A 15,000-nucleotide genomic window follows, 5' to 3' on the forward strand; every position below is an offset into this window, starting at 1 on the left:
AACATTGAGGACGGGACCCCGCACGGTTGCGGGGTCCCGTCCCAGCCGTTGCGGGGTCCCGTCCCAGCCGTTGCGGGGTCCCGTCCCAGCCGTTGCGGGGTCCCGTCCCAGCCGTTGCGGGGTCCCTGCCCTGCCCAGCCGTTGCGACGGTCAGTGGCGCGCGAGGATCCGATCGATCTCGGCGAGCTCGTCGTCGAGGAACTCGGAGCCCGAGAGCGCGCCGAGCGAGTCCTCGAGCTGAGCGACCGAGGACGCCCCGATGAGCGCCGACGTCACGGGCGAGGCGCCAGACGGCTGCGGCCGGAGCACCCATGAGATCGCCATCTGCGCGAGGGTCTGACCGCGGCCGGTCGCGAGGGCGTCCAGCTCGCGGACCATCGCGAGCTTGTCTTCCGTCAGCGTCGAGGTCTTGAGGAAGTTCTGCTTCGCCGCGCGCGAATCCTCGGGAACGCCCTTGAGGTAGCGATTCGTGAGGAGGCCCTGAGCCAACGGGGAGTAGACGATCGATCCGGCACCGACCTCGTCGAGCGCCTGGTACAGGTTCGGGCTCCCCTGCTCGGTCCACCGATCGGCCATCGAGTAGCGCGGCTGGTGGATGAGCAGCGGGGTGCCAAGCTCGCGCAGGATTCGTGCGGCCTCGAGGGTCTGCTGCGGCGAGTAGGAGGAGATGCCGGCGTAGAGGGCCCGCCCGGAACGCACGGCGTAGTCGAGGGCGCCCATGGTCTCTTCGAGCGGGGTGTCGGGATCGGGCCGGTGGCTGTAGAAGATGTCCACATACTCGAGGCCCATCCGCTGGAGCGACTGGTCGAGGCTCGAGATGAGGTATTTGCGCGAGCCCCATTCCCCATAGGGCCCGTCCCACATGAGGTACCCGGCCTTGGTCGAGATGATGAGCTCGTCGCGGTACGGGCGGAAGTCCTCGCGGAGGTGCCGCGCGAAGTTCGATTCAGCGCTTCCCGGAGGCGGCCCGTAGTTGTTGGCGAGATCGAAGTGGGTCACGCCGAGGTCGAAGGCCCTGCGCAGGATGGCGCGCTGCTCCTCGAACCTCTTGTCGTCGCCGAAGTTGTGCCAGAGGCCCAACGAAATGGCTGGCAGCTTGAGTCCGCTGCGTCCCACCCGGTTGTACTGCATCGCTTGGTAGCGGCCGTCCGCCGCGGTGTAGGTCACGGCCTCGATCCTAGAACTATCCCTTGGGGCAGCCAAAGTGAGCTGCGGCACAGTCGATTGTGACGCTGCCACGTCATACAGTTTTCTGTATCACCGTTGGTGTACTGGACGCGCGACAAGGAGTAGCCATGGGATTCTTCGGATATCTGATTCTCGGCCTCATCGCCGGGGCCATCGCCAAGGCCATTCTGCCTGGCAGGCAGGGCGGCGGCTGGATTGCCACACTCATTCTTGGAGTGATCGGGGCCTGGCTGGGCGGGCTCCTCGGCGGTCTGATCTTCGGCTTCGACACGCTGGGGACGTTCTTCGAGATCCGCACGTGGATCACCGCGATCGTCGGTTCGATCATCGTCCTGCTCATCTGGGGCGCCATCAGGGGAAGGCGCAGCCGCCGATAGTTCGGCACGCGGCCGCTGAGCCGAAGGCCCCGTCCGGCGATGCCGGGCGGGGCCTCCTCTTGCTCACTCCGTGCGGGTCGCGGTCAACCCACGAGGACGACGGCGCCTCGCCCCGAGAACGCGATGACGTCGCCCTCCCTGCGGATCGCCGGATGGGTCGAGACGGCCACACGCAGCCCGGCCGTCCCATCCAGCCGGCACTCGACCGGCCCCGGGCCGAGGCTCACGACGACCATCGCGCCGGGCCGCTGCCACGCGATCCACCGCCCCTCGCCTTCCGAACCTCCGGCCACTTCGGTCTCGTCGAGACGCCCTTCCCACAGGCCCGTCGCCTCGGCGCGCAGCGCAATGAGGCGCCGATATAGCGCAAGGAGCCGCGCGCCGTCGTCCGTCTCTGCCTCGCCCCAGTCGAGAATCGAGCGGAGCCTCGTCTCGGGATCCTGAGGGTTCGGCACGAGCGCGGGGTCCCAGCCCATACGCTCGAACTCGCGCAGCCGTCCCTCCGCCGTGGCGCGAGCGAGCTCGGGCTCGGGGTGGGACGTGAAGAACTGCCAGGGCGTGTGCGCGCCGAACTCCTCGCCCATGAACAGCATGGGAGTGAACGGCGAGGCCAGCGTGAGGACGGCGGCGACGGCCAGGCCGTCGTAGTCAAGGGTCTGACTCGGCCTGTCGCCCGCCGCGCGGTTTCCCACCTGGTCGTGGTTCTGGCTGCACACTACGAGCTGGGCGGGGTGCACGATCTCGGGGTCGAGGGGCCTCCCGTGGCACCGCCCGCGGAAGCTCGAGTAGGTGCCGTCGTGGTAGAAGCCGCCGCGGAGGACCTTGGCGAGGGCCTCGGGATCCGCGAAGTCGGAGTAGTAGCCCTCCGTCTCCCCCGTGAGGGCCACGTGGACGGCGTGATGGAAGTCATCGCTCCACTGGCTCGCAACGCCGTAGCCGCCGCGACCCCGCGGCGCGATGACCCGCGGATCGTTGAGGTCCGACTCCGCCACGAGCACCTTCCGCGAGCCCGTCTGCGTCTCGACGTCTGCCGCCGTGACCGCGAGGTCCTCGAGGAGATGGACCGCGCGCCGGTCCACGAACGCATGAACTGCGTCGAGCCGGAGCCCGTCGACGTGGAAATCGTCGAGCCAGAGCCGGGCGTTGTCGAGGATGAGCGCGCGCACCTCGTCGGAATCGGGACCGTCGAGGTTGACCGTGTCGCCCCACACCGTGGCGCCGCCCTCGAGCAGGTACGGACCGAACTGCGGGAGGTAGTTCCCGCTGGGCCCAAGGTGGTTGTAGACCACGTCCTGGATGACGCCGATCCCGTGGGTGTGCGCGGCGTCGACGAAGCGCTGGTACGCGGCCGGCCCCCCGTAGCCCTCATGGACGGCGGACCAGAGGACGCCGTCGTACCCCCAATTGTGCGGGCCGTTGAACGCGTTGACCGGAAGGAGCTCGACGAACCCGATGCCGAGCTCGGCGAGGTACGGAAGCTTCGCCGCGGCCGAGTCGAGGGTCCCCTCGGGCGTGAACGTCCCCACATGAAGTTCGTAGACGACCGATCCAGCAAGGTCGCGGCCCCGCCATGCCGAGTCCGTCCACCCGTGCCGCCCGAGATCGAAGCCCGCCGAGAGCTCGTGGACGCCCTCCGGCTGGCGCAGCGAGCGCGGATCCGGGAAGGGGCCCGCGCCGTCGACCGCGTAGCCGTACCGCTCCCCCGCCGCGAGCGCCGCGGCGACGCGGGCCCGGTCAGACTCCGGGACTACGTGCCACCCGCCGTCGCTGGCCTCGAGCCGGAGCCGTTCCGTCCCGAGCACGAGGTCCACCGCCCCTGCGCGCGGCGCCCAGACGGAGGCCGGTCCGTGGGCTTGCTGTGCGTTCATCGAGCCACCTCCGGGACGAGCAGGGCCACCGGGAGCGCGGCGAGCGCGTCCGCGAGCTGGACGCGGCCGGGCTCGTGCTCGGCGCCGGTGAACGCGTCCTTCGTGGGCCACGGGAGCACGACCGCGGTGTCGCCCCAGCCGCCTCGGCGCTCAAGCCCCACCGGGAGGCGCGTTGCAAGGACGACGGCGCCGCCCGCCCCGCGTCTGAAACCCACCACGTGCTCGGCCGCCGGTCCCGTGGCGTCGAGTGGGACATACCCCTCGAACAGCTCCGGGCGATTGCGGCGCAGCCGCAGGGTGCGCGACACGACGAGCAGCTTGGCCTCGGGCGCCGTCGCCGGAGGAACGGGCCCTCCGCCGGCCGCCGCGCCGCTGGCCGCCGCGCCGCTCTGCCCAGCGGGGGCCTGCGCCGCGGGGTCCTGCCCCCCGGGGTCCAGCCCACCGGGGTCGAGCATCGTGCTGTCGAGCTCCTTGAGCGCGGCCGCGCGAGCGGCGAAGTCGACGGGGCGCCGGTTGTCGGGGTCCGCGAGCGAACGATCCCAGAACTCCGTGCCCTGGTACACGTCAGGAACCCCCGGGCCCGCGAGCTGGACGAGCTTGGCGCTCAGGCCGTTGGACGCGCCGAACGGTTCGACGCGGCGCACGAAGTCGGCCACGAGGCGGTTCGCCTCCGGGTCCTCGAACGCCGACGCGACGAGCGCCCGGAGCTGCGCCTCGAACTCCGCGTCCTGATCGATCCACGTCGTGTGGAGTCCGGCCTCGCGTGCGGCCTTGAGGGCATAATCAGCGAGCCGCTCGGCGTCGGCGGGCCACGCGCCCACGATCGCCTGCCATACGAGATTCGCGAGGCCCCGGTCAGGGAGAGGGGCTCGATCGAGGAGCGCCGGAACGAGCTCTGACCATTCGTCTGCGAGCTCGGAGATGACGGAGATCCTGGCCCGCGCGTCCTCGCTGCGCTTCGTGTCGTGCGTCGTGAGTGCCGTGAGCGAGCGCGGGAAGTCCTGTTCGCGCTCCCCCGCCCGCGCGTGGAACTCGTCAGGCCCCACGGCGAACCGGCCGGGATCGGCGCCGACCTCGGTGAGCGTCCCAAGCCGCGAAAAGCGGTAGAACGCGGTGTCCTCGACGCCCTTCGCCATGACCATGCCCGTGGTCTGCTGGAACCGTCGGCACAGCTCCCCGCCCGGATCGGCGAGGAGCTGCTCGAGCGCGGCGATCGCCTCGCCGAGGTCGGGACGTCCGACGGCGGCGTCCCGGCACGCGCTCGCCAGCACAGCTTCCCCGTCGCTCACGTCGGGCAGATATGTCCGGTAGACGGGGAACGCCGCGGCGATCTCTCCGAGCGCGGCGGCGACTTGGTCCCGGTTCGTGAGCGCCTCCGAGGATTCGGGCACGAGTCTGGCGAGCCGCCGCATCTCGGCCGCGAGCGGCCCGGCGGCAATCTCCCGCTTCGCCTCGCGGGCCAGGCGCTCGAAGCCGCCGCTTCCGTCCGCGCGCAGGGACGCGTCCAGCTCGTCGAGCCTCTGCTGACCCGCCGGGTCAACGAAGAGGCGATCGACGAGCCCGAGGGCGTCGTATCCCGTGGTTCCCTCGCACGCGAACTCCGCGGGCAGTTGCTCGCCCGGCTCGAGGATCTTCTCGACGACCGTGTACGCCCCGCCCGTGAGCTCCCGCAGCCGGCGGAGGTACCCGACCGGATCGGCAAGCCCGTCGGGGTGATCGATCCGCAGACCGTCGGCGAGCCCCGCCTCGAACCAGCGGCGCACCTCCGCGTGGGCCGCGTCGAACACGTCGGGCACCTCGACGCGGAGGCCCGCGAGGCTCGTGATCGTGAAGAACCTGCGGTAGTTCAGCCGGACGTCGCCCTCGCGCCACGGGATCAGCTCGTAGTGCTGCCTCCCGGCGACCTCGCGGGGCGCGTCGCCGGGGCCAGCGGTCCCTGGCGCGATCGGCAGCGCGAGCTCGCCGAGGTAGAGCCGATCCTCGTCCACGCGCAGTCCGTCGAGATCGTCCTCGGACCCGAGCAGCGGCAGGAGCACCTTCCCGCCGCCCGCCGGCCAGTCGACGTCGAACGCGTCAGCGTAAGGCGATGCCTCGCCATCCCGGAGGAGCGACCACCACCATGGATTCTGCTCCGGCTCGGCCACCCCCACGTGGTTCGGGACGATATCGACGATCACGCCCATCCCGAGCCCATGAGCCGCCGCGGCGAGGCGCTCGAACGCTCCCGGCCCTCCCCGCTCCGGGTCGATGCTCGTCGGATCGGCCACGTCATAGCCGTGCTCCGAGCCGCGCACCGCGGTCAGAATGGGCGAGAGGTAGACCCATCCCACCCCCAGCAGGTGGAGGTAGGGTACGGCGCTCGCGGCGTCGTCGAGCGTGAAGCCCGGACGGATCTGGAGTCGGTACGTCGACGACGGACTGCGCATATCAGGTCCTGCCCCTCCTGACGGTCGGTGCTTGTCGCCTCGCGCCGTGCGGTGCCTTGCGCGGCGGACGCGACGCGTCCGCGGGCGGATTGTCGGCCTGGGGAGCCGCCTCGGGCGCCTCCTCCCCCGGCGGCGCCTCGGGCGTGTCTTCGGCGGGCGGCGCCTGGGGCTCCGCCGGCGCCGGCGTCGCGTCCGCCCGCTCGGGGGACGCGGCGGGCTTGGCGGGCCGTGCCGCGGCGAGCGGCGCCTCGGGGATGCGGCCCTCGCTCTCGGCAAGGGCTGCGAGGGAGGCCGCCACGGAGTGGTCGATCTCAGCCGCGGTCGGCTCGTGAGCCCGGAGGACCGCGAGGCTCTTCGCGGCGATGCCGATCTCGCCCCCGGCCCTGACTTCCTTGCCGTCCGGGTGCGCCCCCGAGGTGTCGAGGAGAACGTCCCAGCCCGGCGCGTACTTGCGGCGAGGCAGACGGAACGTCACCTCGCCGTCGTGGGCGTTGAAGAAGAGGAGGAAGTGGGAGTCCTTGATCGCCTGGCCCCGGCGATCCACGCCATTGATCCCGTTCCCGTTGAGGAAGACGCCGACCGACCGCCCGAACGGCGTGTCCCAGTCTTCCGGCACCATCGTCTTGCCGTCCGGCCGCAGCCACACGATGTCCGGGAGGCGATCCGTCTCCTCGCGGCGGACCGGCTTGCCCACGAAGAACTTGCTCCGCCTGAATGTGGGGTGCTCGGCCCGCAGCCGCGCGACGGCTGCCGTGAACTCGACGAGCGGGCGGTCCACCGATTCCCAGTTGATCCAGGTCAGCTCGGTGTCCTGGCAGTACGCGTTGTTGTTGCCCTGCTGAGTGCGGCCCAGCTCGTCCCCGTGGCTGATCATGGGAACTCCCTGAGACAGGAAGAGCGTCGCGAGGAAGTTCCTCTGCTGGCGGGCGCGCAGCTCGAGGACCTTCTCATCCTTGGTGGGACCCTCGGCGCCGCAGTTCCACGAACGGTTGTGGGACTCGCCGTCCTGGTTGTCCTCGCCGTTCGCCTCATTGTGCTTCTCGTTGTAGGAGACGAGGTCGCGCAGCGTGAAGCCGTCGTGGGCCGTGACGAAGTTGATGGACGCAACCGGACGCCGCCCGTCACGCTCGTAGAGGTCCGCCGAGCCGGTGAGGCGCGAGGCGAACTCCCCGAGGGTCGCCGGCTCGCCGCGCCAGAAGTCGCGCACGGTGTCGCGGTACTTGCCGTTCCACTCCGTCCACTGCGGCGGGAAGTTGCCCACCTGGTAGCCGCCCGGACCCACGTCCCACGGCTCCGCGATGAGCTTGACCTGGGAGACCACGGGGTCCTGCTGGATGAGCTCGAAGAAGCTCGAGAGGCGGTCCACGTCGTAGAACTCGCGAGCCAGGGTCGACGCGAGGTCGAAGCGGAAGCCGTCCACGTGCATCTCCGTGACCCAGTACCGCAGCGAGTCCATGAGCAGCTGGAGCGCGTGCGGCTGCCTCGCGTTGAGCGAGTTTCCGGTGCCCGTGTAGTCCATGTAGTACTGGGGATCGTCGTCCACGAGCCGGTAGTAGCGGCCGTTGTCGATGCCCTTCATGGAGAGCGTGGGCCCGAGGTGGTTCCCTTCGGCCGTGTGGTTGTACACGACGTCCAGGATCACCTCGATGCCCGCCTCATGCAGGGCGCGGACCATCGCCTTGAACTCCTGGACCTGCGAACCGAGGTCGCCGGCCGAGCTGTAGCCGGCGTGCGGAGCGAAGAACCCGATGGTGTTGTAGCCCCAGTAGTTGTGCAGCCCCTTGTCCTGCAGCGTGTTGTCGTCCACGAACTGGTGCACGGGCATGAGTTCGAGGGCCGTGACCCCGAGCTTCTTGAGGTGCGCGATCACGGCGGGGTGGGACACGCCGGCATACGTCCCGCGCTGGTTCTCGGGGATCTCGGGGTGCAGCTTCGTCAGGCCCTTGACGTGGGCCTCGTAGATCACGGTGTCGTGGTACGGGACCCGGAGCTGAGCGTCGTGCCCCCACTCGAAGAACGGGTTGGTCACGACCCCGAGCATCATGTGCGGGGCGGAGTCCTCGTCGTTCCGGCTCTCCGGGTCGCCGAAGTTGTACGAGAAAAGCGGCTGCGCCCAGTCGATCTGGCCTTGGACGGCCTTGGCGTACGGGTCGAGGAGCAGCTTCGTCGGGTTGCAGCGCTGCCCCTGGCCCGGATCGTAGGGACCGTCCACGCGGTACCCGTAGAGCTGGCCGGGCTGAATATCGGGAAGGTAGCAGTGCCACACGAAGCCGTCGACCTCGGTGAGCTCCACTCGGGTCTCGTTCCGATCGTCGTCGAAGAGGCAGAGCTCCACCTTCGTGGCGGCCTCGCTGAAGAGCGCAAAGTTCGTTCCCGTACCGTCGAACGTCGCGCCCAACGGGTAGGGCGTGCCGGGCCAGATCTCCATGTAGCTCCTTGTAGCTGTGGGGTCGCCGAGGACCCGGTGCCTCGCATCATAGCGACGGGTCGTGACACTGGGGTTTCGCTGAGGGTCGCGGCGTCAGTCTGAGACGGCCTCCAGCACCACGGCGCTTCGGGCCGGGACCACAAAGTGTTGCCCAGCTCCCGTCTTTTCACCCACAAGCGCTGACGCGCACGTCGTCAGGACCTTCGACCACTTCTCCGGGAAGTCTCCGGCCGGGATGAGATATTCAACGTCGTTCTCCGCCGCGTTGAGGATCACGAGCATGTCCGAATCCCCCCGCGCGCCGTCGAGCCCCGGCACTGCATCGCCGTTGAGGAAGAAAGCGAGCGACTTGGCCCATGCCTCGTCCCAGTCGGTCTGCCCCATCGTCGAGCCGTCCGCGTCCAGCCACACGATGTCCGGCAGCGGGTCCCCTTCGGCGGGGGCGACCGGGGTCCCGTCGAAGAAGCTTCGCCTGCGGAACACGGGATGCTCGGCCCGCAGCCGAACGACCCTCTGGGCAAAGTCGAGGAGGTCGGCGTCCGCGCTGTCCCAGTGCACCCACGAGACCTCGTTGTCCTGGCAGTACGCGTTGTTGTTGCCGCCCTGGGTGCGGCCGATCTCGTCCCCGTGGGCGAGCATGGGCACCCCCTGCGCCAGCATGAGCGTGAGCAGGAGGTTGCGCTCCTGCCGCGCCCGGAGCTCGAGCACCTGCGGATCCTCGGTGGGACCTTCGACGCCACAGTTCCACGACCGGTTGTCGTCCGTGCCGTCGCGCCCGCCCTCGCCGTTGGCCTCGTTGTGCTTCTCGTTGTAGGAGACGAGGTCGCGAAGCGTGAAGCCGTCGTGGACGGTCACGAAGTTCACGGACGCCGACGGCCTCCGGCCCTCCTCCTCGTACAGGTCCGCGGACCCGGCAAGCCGCGTGGCGAGCTCGCGCAGGGTCCCCGGCTCACCGCGCCAGAAGTCGCGGATGCAGTCCCGGAACTTCCCGTTCCATTCCACCCATTGGGGCGGGAAGTTCCCTACCTGGTAGCCGCCGGGACCCACGTCCCACGGCTCGGCGATGAGTTTGACGTGGGAGAGGACGGGATCCTTCGCGAGCATCTCGAAGAAGGGCGAGACCATGTCCACGTCGCCGTCCTCGCGCGCGAGGGATGAGGCCAGGTCGAAGCGGAAGCCGTCCACGTGCATCTCCGTGACCCAGTACCGCAGCGAATCGATCACGAGGCGGAGGGCGAGCGGGTGGCCCACGTTGAGGGTGTTGCCAGTGCCCGTGTAGTCCATGTAGTAGAACTCGTCTCCGGGAACGAGGTGGTAGTACGCCGCGTTGTCGATGCCCCGGAACGAGAGCGTGGGGCCGAGGTGGTTGCCCTCCGCCGTGTGGTTGTAGACGACGTCGAGGATCACCTCGATCCCCTCGCGGTGGTACGCCTTGACGAGGTCCTTGAACTCGGCGATCTGCTGGCCGTGCTCGCCGCTCGACGAGTATTCGTTGGTGGGCGCGAAGAACCCGATCGTGTTGTAGGCCCAATAGTTCGAGAGGCCTCGGTCGACCAGGATCGGGTCCTCGATGGACTGGTGGATGGGCATGAGCTCGATGGCCGTCGCACCCAGGTCGCGGACATGGCGGACGACGGCGGGATGCGCGGCCCCGCGGTACGTTCCCCGGAGTTCCTCGGGGACCTCGGGATGGAGCTTCGTGAGGCCCTTGACGTGGGCCTCGTAGACGACCGTCTCGTTGTACGGGCGCCGAGGCAGCCGATCGCCCTCCCAGTCGTACTCGCCGTGGTCGCACACGACCGAGAGGAGCGCATGCGGGAGCGAATCCGTCTCGTCCCGCGCCGCCGGGTCGCCGAACACGTAGGCGTGGAGGGCCTGCTCGCGCGTGTACGTCCCGGAGATCGCAAGGGCATACGGGTCCACCAGGATCTTGGCCGGGTTGAAGCGCAGCCCGTGCTCGGGGTCCCAGGGCCCATGCACGCGGTAGCCGTAGAGCTGTCCCTCCCCGACGCCCGGGACCTCGCCCTCCCAGCGGACCGCGCCGTCCCCCTCGCCCACCTTGGCGAGATCGACGCACGTCTGCGTCCTGGCTGCGTCGATGAGGCAGACTTCGACGCGCTCGGCTTCCGGGGCTGTCGCAAGCGCGAAGACGGTTCCCCGGTCCGTCAGACGCGCCCCATAGGGCTGCTGCTCCATGGCTCGACCCTAACCCACGGCCCTGACACTTTTGCCGTGAAGCCACTCTCTTCGAGGGGTCCAGCGTCTTCACAGTTCCTGTGATGTCTGTCACAAAATCAAGCTTCAGTTACGCTCATGACAAGTGTTTGCGTAAACGCTTACACTGGATGCGAATTTTGGCGGTGGGAGCAGTTTTGAGAGGTTGCCATGAGCTTCCGTAGCCTCGCTCTCGGGGACAAGGTCACGTTCGACGACACTGGCCCGACGCCCTTCAACGTGCGCGCGATCTCACCCGACCAGCGGATGGTCATCCTGAGCCGTCCCGTCGACGGCAGCAACACGGTCGAGTACACCATGATCGACTGGGACCGCGACGCCCGCGGGCTCGACGGAACCCACGGCAAGGGGCACGTGGTCGGCTCGGGCGTGCACCGCAACCTCTGGCGGTTCTTCCGCGGCCTCGCGACGGACGCCCCAGCGACGCAGACGGTCATGGACTTCACGCGCTGGGTCGCCGTCTCGATCGCCGCGGTCAATGGCCGGCCGTAGCGCCTAGCCGAGGATCCCCAGCGAGTCGATCAGCTCCTGCAGCCGCGCAAGGCCGCGCTCGGGGGCGTACCGTGCGGCCCACCGCAGGCGGGCGCGCTCGACGACGTCGCTCGCCGGGAGGCTCCTCGTCGCCTCGGCGATGACGTCAGCGAGATCGTGCGAGTCGCCAGCCCGTGCGACCCACGGGTGGTCGAGGCCGACGACGTCGGGCAGCGCACCGGCGTCCGAGACGACTACCGGCACCCGCGCAGACATCGCCTCGGCGACTGAGAGCCCGAAGCCCTCAGGAACCGTCGACGGGCACACGAGCAAGTCGATCGTCCCGAGGAACTCGTCCGCGGGCATCCGCCCGACCCGCTGGACGGAACCCTTGAGCGACGCGAGCCGATTGTCCACGATGACGCGCTCCCGTGCGTCGACGAAGCGCGGCTCGCCCGCGATGCGGAGCCAGAAGCGGTACGGTGCCAGGCGGTTGAGGGACGCGAGTGCGTCGGCGAGGAGGTGGATCCCCTTCGCCTCCGAGGGCCGCCCCACGAAGCCCACGCGCACCGGGCCGTTGCCACGGGGCACGCGGACCACTTCCGGCTCGGCAACCCAGGGCTCGAGGACGCGAGCGCCATGGAAATGCCCGCCGAGGAACTCCGAGGGGACGACCGTGGCGCGGGCGCCGAGCCGGGCCATCCGCGCGACGCCGCTCAGCGGACCGGGAGGGACCCGATGAAGGTGGACGATCCGGCGCGGGAGGCCCGCCGTCGCCGCGGCCGCGAGGAGTCCGTGGCACCACAGGAAGCCCTCGCGGTTCTCGCCCCGCCAGCGGCGCAGGGCCCGCGCGTACTCGACGCCGCTGCCCTCGATCGCCGCGGTCTCGAAGCCGCGCCCACGGGCGGCCCCGACTACGTCGCCGGGATGTTCCGGAGCCACCACGAGAGGTTCAGCGCCGAGTTCGCGTAGCCCGTCGGCCAGCGTGAGCAGAACGCCGCCGGCACCTCCCATCGAGCCGTCGCTGGCCGCGAGAATGATGCGCCGTCCCATGCGGTTGTCCCCCTGTGGTGCATGTCTTGTCCGCGCGTTCGGGCCCGCGGTTCCGCGGCGAGGGGCACGGAGAGGTCGGCTTGCCGCCCTCGGGAGCCATCCTAGGACGAGAGGTGCCCCACCGCCCGGCGCACAGCCTCAGCGAGCTCCGTGGCGCCGAACGGGCCGGCCTCCGCGGCGATCCGTCCGGCGAGGCCGTGGATCATGGCGGCGGCGGCCGCGAGGTGCACGGGACGCGCCGAGGGCACGGTCGCGAGGAGCGCCCCCAGCACGCCCGTGAGCGTGTCCCCGGAACCAGCGGTGGCGAGATAGGGGTGCCCAGTGGACTGGATGCACACGGTGCCATCCGGTGCCGCGCACACGGTGGCCGGCCCCTTGAGGAGCACCGTCGCGCCGAGGCGCTCCGCGGCGATCCTCGCCCAGCGCACGGGGCGGGCCTCGATGTCAGGACGCTCGGCCGGGAGCCCCAGCCTGGAGAGGACGCCCGCGAGCTCCCCGGCGTGCGGAGTGAGGACGGCGCGTCCGCCGAGGGCGGGGCCAGGAATCCTCTCGAGTCCGGACGCGTCGATGACCACGGGCAGGCCCGAGCCCACGGCGACGTCGAACGCGCGCTGCTGCGCGGCGTCGTCCGCGATCCCCGGTCCGACCGCCCAGGCCTGAACGCGCCCCTCCGGCGAGCCCGATGCGACCACCTCGGGATGTGCCCCCACGACCGCGCATCGAACGTCGGGCGGCCCCACGTAGCGCACCATGCCGACGCCGGTCGCGAGCGCGGCGGCTGTGGTGAGCACGGCCGCGCCCTGGTACTGCTCCGACCCGGCGACGACGCCGAGCACCCCGCGCGTGTACTTGTGCCAGTCGTCGCGCGGGTGAGGCAGGATGGCCGCGACATCGCTCTCCTCGAGGACGAACGCGTCTGGCTGGCCGAGGTGCGGCCCGAGTCCGATGTCCACCACCTCGACTCTGCCCGCGAGCGCACGTCCGCGCCCCGCGAGCAGGCCGGTCTTGAGCGCGCCGAAAGTGACGGTGATGTCCGCCTGCCACGCGTGTTCCGATGCGAACCCCGTGTCCGCGTCGACGCCCGAGGGCAGGTCGCACGCGACCACGAGACCGCGGGGCCGGTCGAACGGCGGCCGGAAGTCTCCGGACCCGCCGGTGCCGAGCACGGCGTCGATCGTCACGTCCGCGGGCGGAAGCGCTCGTTCCACGCGCCCGCCCGCCGCGACGAACGCGGCGAGGCCTGCGGGATGCGCGGTGCCAGCCGCCAGCACGGCCGTGGTCCGAACCCCGCGGCCCGCGAGCTCGGCGAGCGCGAACAGCGCGTCGCCACCGTTGTTGCCCTTGCCGACGACGGCGGCCGCCCGGGCGCCGTACAGTCGGCCCCGGGTGCGGAGCAGCTCCGCGACGAGGACGCGGTAGAGCCCGTGGGCGGCCCGGGCCATGAGTTCGGGGCCCAGCCCCCTGTCGAGGAGCGGGCGCTCAGCATCGCGGATCTGGCTTCCGGTCATCGCGGTGATCATGGGGGCGCCGCTGCCGGTCCGTCAGCTCTCGGCGACGACCATCGCGGTGGCGATGCCGCCGTCGTGGGACATGCTGAGGTGCCACTTGCGCACGCCGAGGCTGTCCGCGACCGCGAGGACGGTGCCCGTGATCTGGATCGTGGGGCCGGACGCGTCGAGCCCGATCCAGCAGTCCTGCCAATTCATGCCGGCCGGGGCGCCGAGAACCTTCGCGACGGCCTCCTTGGCCGCGAAACGTGCCGCGAGCGAGCGTACGTGGAGCTCACGCTCGGCGGGCACGAACAGGCGATCCCTGAGCCCCGGGGTGCGCTCGAGCTGGCGCTCGAACCGGTCGATGTCCACGACGTCCACGCCGATGCCGATGATAGCCATGGCGCCTACTCTAGCGTCCGACGACGACGGGATCCGGACCTCGGCGCCCCGCCCTCGCGCCCCACCTGTCTCGGGTACACCAACTACCCACCAACACCCATCTCGGGTACACCAACCACCCACCGACACCCATCTCGGGTACACCAACCACCCACCAACACCCATCTCGGGTACACCAACCACCCACCAACACCCATCTCGGGTACACCAACTACCCACCGACACCCATCTCGGGTACACGTCAGGTGACCCGAGACGAGCGGTGTGCCGGGTGGCGGTCAGCGGGTCGCGGTCAGCAATCCCCGGACGTAGGCGGCTTGGCCCACGTGCTGGGTCGCGTCGTTGAGGATGCTCATGATGCGCACCGCGACGACGACGGGAGGATCCCACCGCAAGTCGACCACGGTTCCGAAGTCGTCAGGACCGAGGCCGCCCAGGATCCCGAGCGCGCGGTCGTGCACGGCAGCGTGGTAGCCGTTGAGGAGCGCCGGGTCGATCTGCGGGAACGCCGCTACCTGGTCGGACGTGTGGCCGTAGCCTGTGCTCCCCTCCGGATACGGCGTGCCAAGCCGAGGCTGCCACTCGGGCCAGACCTGGCCGGGCGGGACTTCGCGCTCCCTCCGACGGGGGGCCTCGCCGCCGCCCAGCACATGGGCGACGGCGGCGAAATGGTCGTCGGTGACGCGCGCGAGATGCCACACGAGCCAGCCCACGGAGTTCGACGCCGGCGAGGGCCGGCGGGTCAGCTGTTCAGGCGTGAGGCCGAGAAGTGCGTGCTCGACGCCTTCGCGGACGCGGCCGAAGCCGTCCTCGAGGATGGTAATGGCCCAATTCTGCTGGGGTTCCATGCGGCCAACCCTAGCCCGCCGCCTCGAGTAGCTGTACCCGAGACGGCGTGACAGCCGAGTAGCTGTACCCGAGACGGCCTGACGCGCGTGTGAAGTCTCGGGACCTAATAGACACTTCTGTCTCGGGACCTCGTAGACAGTGTGTCTCAGGACGTTGTAGACGCTTCGGGCCGTCTGATCGGGTGCATGAGTGTTCACGAACCTGATCTGCGGG

At 70.1% G+C, this 15,000-nt stretch carries 11 protein-coding genes; 2 read left to right on the forward strand and 9 right to left on the reverse strand.

The window, feature by feature from the left end; genetic code table 11:
* Window positions 1-150: 150 nt before the first annotated feature.
* Window positions 151-1,167 carry an aldo/keto reductase gene (locus E6A26_RS14825; RefSeq protein ID WP_136611971.1) on the reverse strand — a complete coding sequence of 339 codons (1,017 nt, stop codon included), beginning with the start codon at window positions 1,165-1,167 and terminating at the stop codon, window positions 151-153.
* Window positions 1,168-1,295: 128 nt separating this feature from the next.
* Between E6A26_RS14825 and E6A26_RS14830 the strand changes: the two genes are divergently transcribed.
* Entirely contained in the window at window positions 1,296-1,565 is a 270-nt protein-coding gene (locus E6A26_RS14830; RefSeq protein ID WP_136611972.1) for a GlsB/YeaQ/YmgE family stress response membrane protein, read from the forward strand.
* An 83-nt stretch (window positions 1,566-1,648) separates the two neighbouring features.
* Here the strand turns inward: E6A26_RS14830 and treZ are convergent, their stop codons facing one another.
* From treZ to glgX (E6A26_RS14850), 4 genes are all read right to left on the reverse strand, one after another.
* Window positions 1,649-3,433: a malto-oligosyltrehalose trehalohydrolase gene (gene treZ, locus E6A26_RS14835; protein ID WP_136611973.1), complete on the reverse strand. Its 1,785-nt coding sequence runs from the start codon at window positions 3,431-3,433 to the stop codon at window positions 1,649-1,651.
* The gene (treY, locus tag E6A26_RS14840; protein ID WP_136611974.1) at window positions 3,430-5,859 is read right to left on the reverse strand and encodes a malto-oligosyltrehalose synthase; all 2,430 of its coding nucleotides are present in this window, start codon (window positions 5,857-5,859) and stop codon (window positions 3,430-3,432) included. The genes treZ and treY overlap by 4 nt, the downstream gene beginning before the upstream one ends.
* 1 nt (window position 5,860) lies before the next feature.
* A complete protein-coding gene (gene glgX / locus E6A26_RS14845) occupies window positions 5,861-8,287 on the reverse strand; it encodes a glycogen debranching protein GlgX (RefSeq protein WP_136611975.1) in 2,427 nt (808 codons plus the stop codon).
* Window positions 8,288-8,380: 93 nt separating this feature from the next.
* Window positions 8,381-10,483, reverse strand: a complete 2,103-nt coding sequence (glgX, locus tag E6A26_RS14850; RefSeq protein ID WP_136611976.1) for a glycogen debranching protein GlgX — start codon at window positions 10,481-10,483, stop codon at window positions 8,381-8,383.
* Window positions 10,484-10,672: 189 nt separating this feature from the next.
* Between glgX (E6A26_RS14850) and E6A26_RS14855 the strand changes: the two genes are divergently transcribed.
* Window positions 10,673-11,014, forward strand: a complete 342-nt coding sequence (locus tag E6A26_RS14855; RefSeq protein WP_136611977.1) for a hypothetical protein — start codon at window positions 10,673-10,675, stop codon at window positions 11,012-11,014.
* 3 nt (window positions 11,015-11,017) lie between these two features.
* Here E6A26_RS14855 and E6A26_RS14860 read toward each other — a convergent pair whose 3' ends face one another.
* The 4 genes from E6A26_RS14860 to E6A26_RS14875 all read right to left on the reverse strand — a co-directional run bounded on the left by E6A26_RS14860 (window position 11,018) and on the right by E6A26_RS14875 (window position 14,786).
* Window positions 11,018-12,046 (reverse strand): glycosyltransferase family 4 protein, encoded by a 1,029-nt coding sequence (locus E6A26_RS14860; protein WP_136611978.1) that lies wholly within the window; start codon window positions 12,044-12,046, stop codon window positions 11,018-11,020.
* Window positions 12,047-12,147: 101 nt separating this feature from the next.
* Window positions 12,148-13,554 (reverse strand): NAD(P)H-hydrate dehydratase, encoded by a 1,407-nt coding sequence (locus E6A26_RS14865; protein ID WP_234865542.1) that lies wholly within the window; start codon window positions 13,552-13,554, stop codon window positions 12,148-12,150.
* Window positions 13,555-13,587: 33 nt separating this feature from the next.
* Window positions 13,588-13,938, reverse strand: coding sequence for a holo-ACP synthase (locus tag E6A26_RS14870; RefSeq protein ID WP_136611991.1), 351 nt, complete (start codon window positions 13,936-13,938; stop codon window positions 13,588-13,590).
* A 278-nt stretch (window positions 13,939-14,216) separates the two neighbouring features.
* Entirely contained in the window at window positions 14,217-14,786 is a 570-nt protein-coding gene (locus tag E6A26_RS14875; RefSeq protein WP_136611980.1) for a mycothiol transferase, read from the reverse strand.
* Window positions 14,787-15,000: the final 214 nt, after the last annotated feature.

The sequence above is a fragment of the Sinomonas albida genome (genome assembly GCF_004919045.1).
Lineage (GTDB): Bacteria > Actinomycetota > Actinomycetes > Actinomycetales > Micrococcaceae > Sinomonas > Sinomonas albida.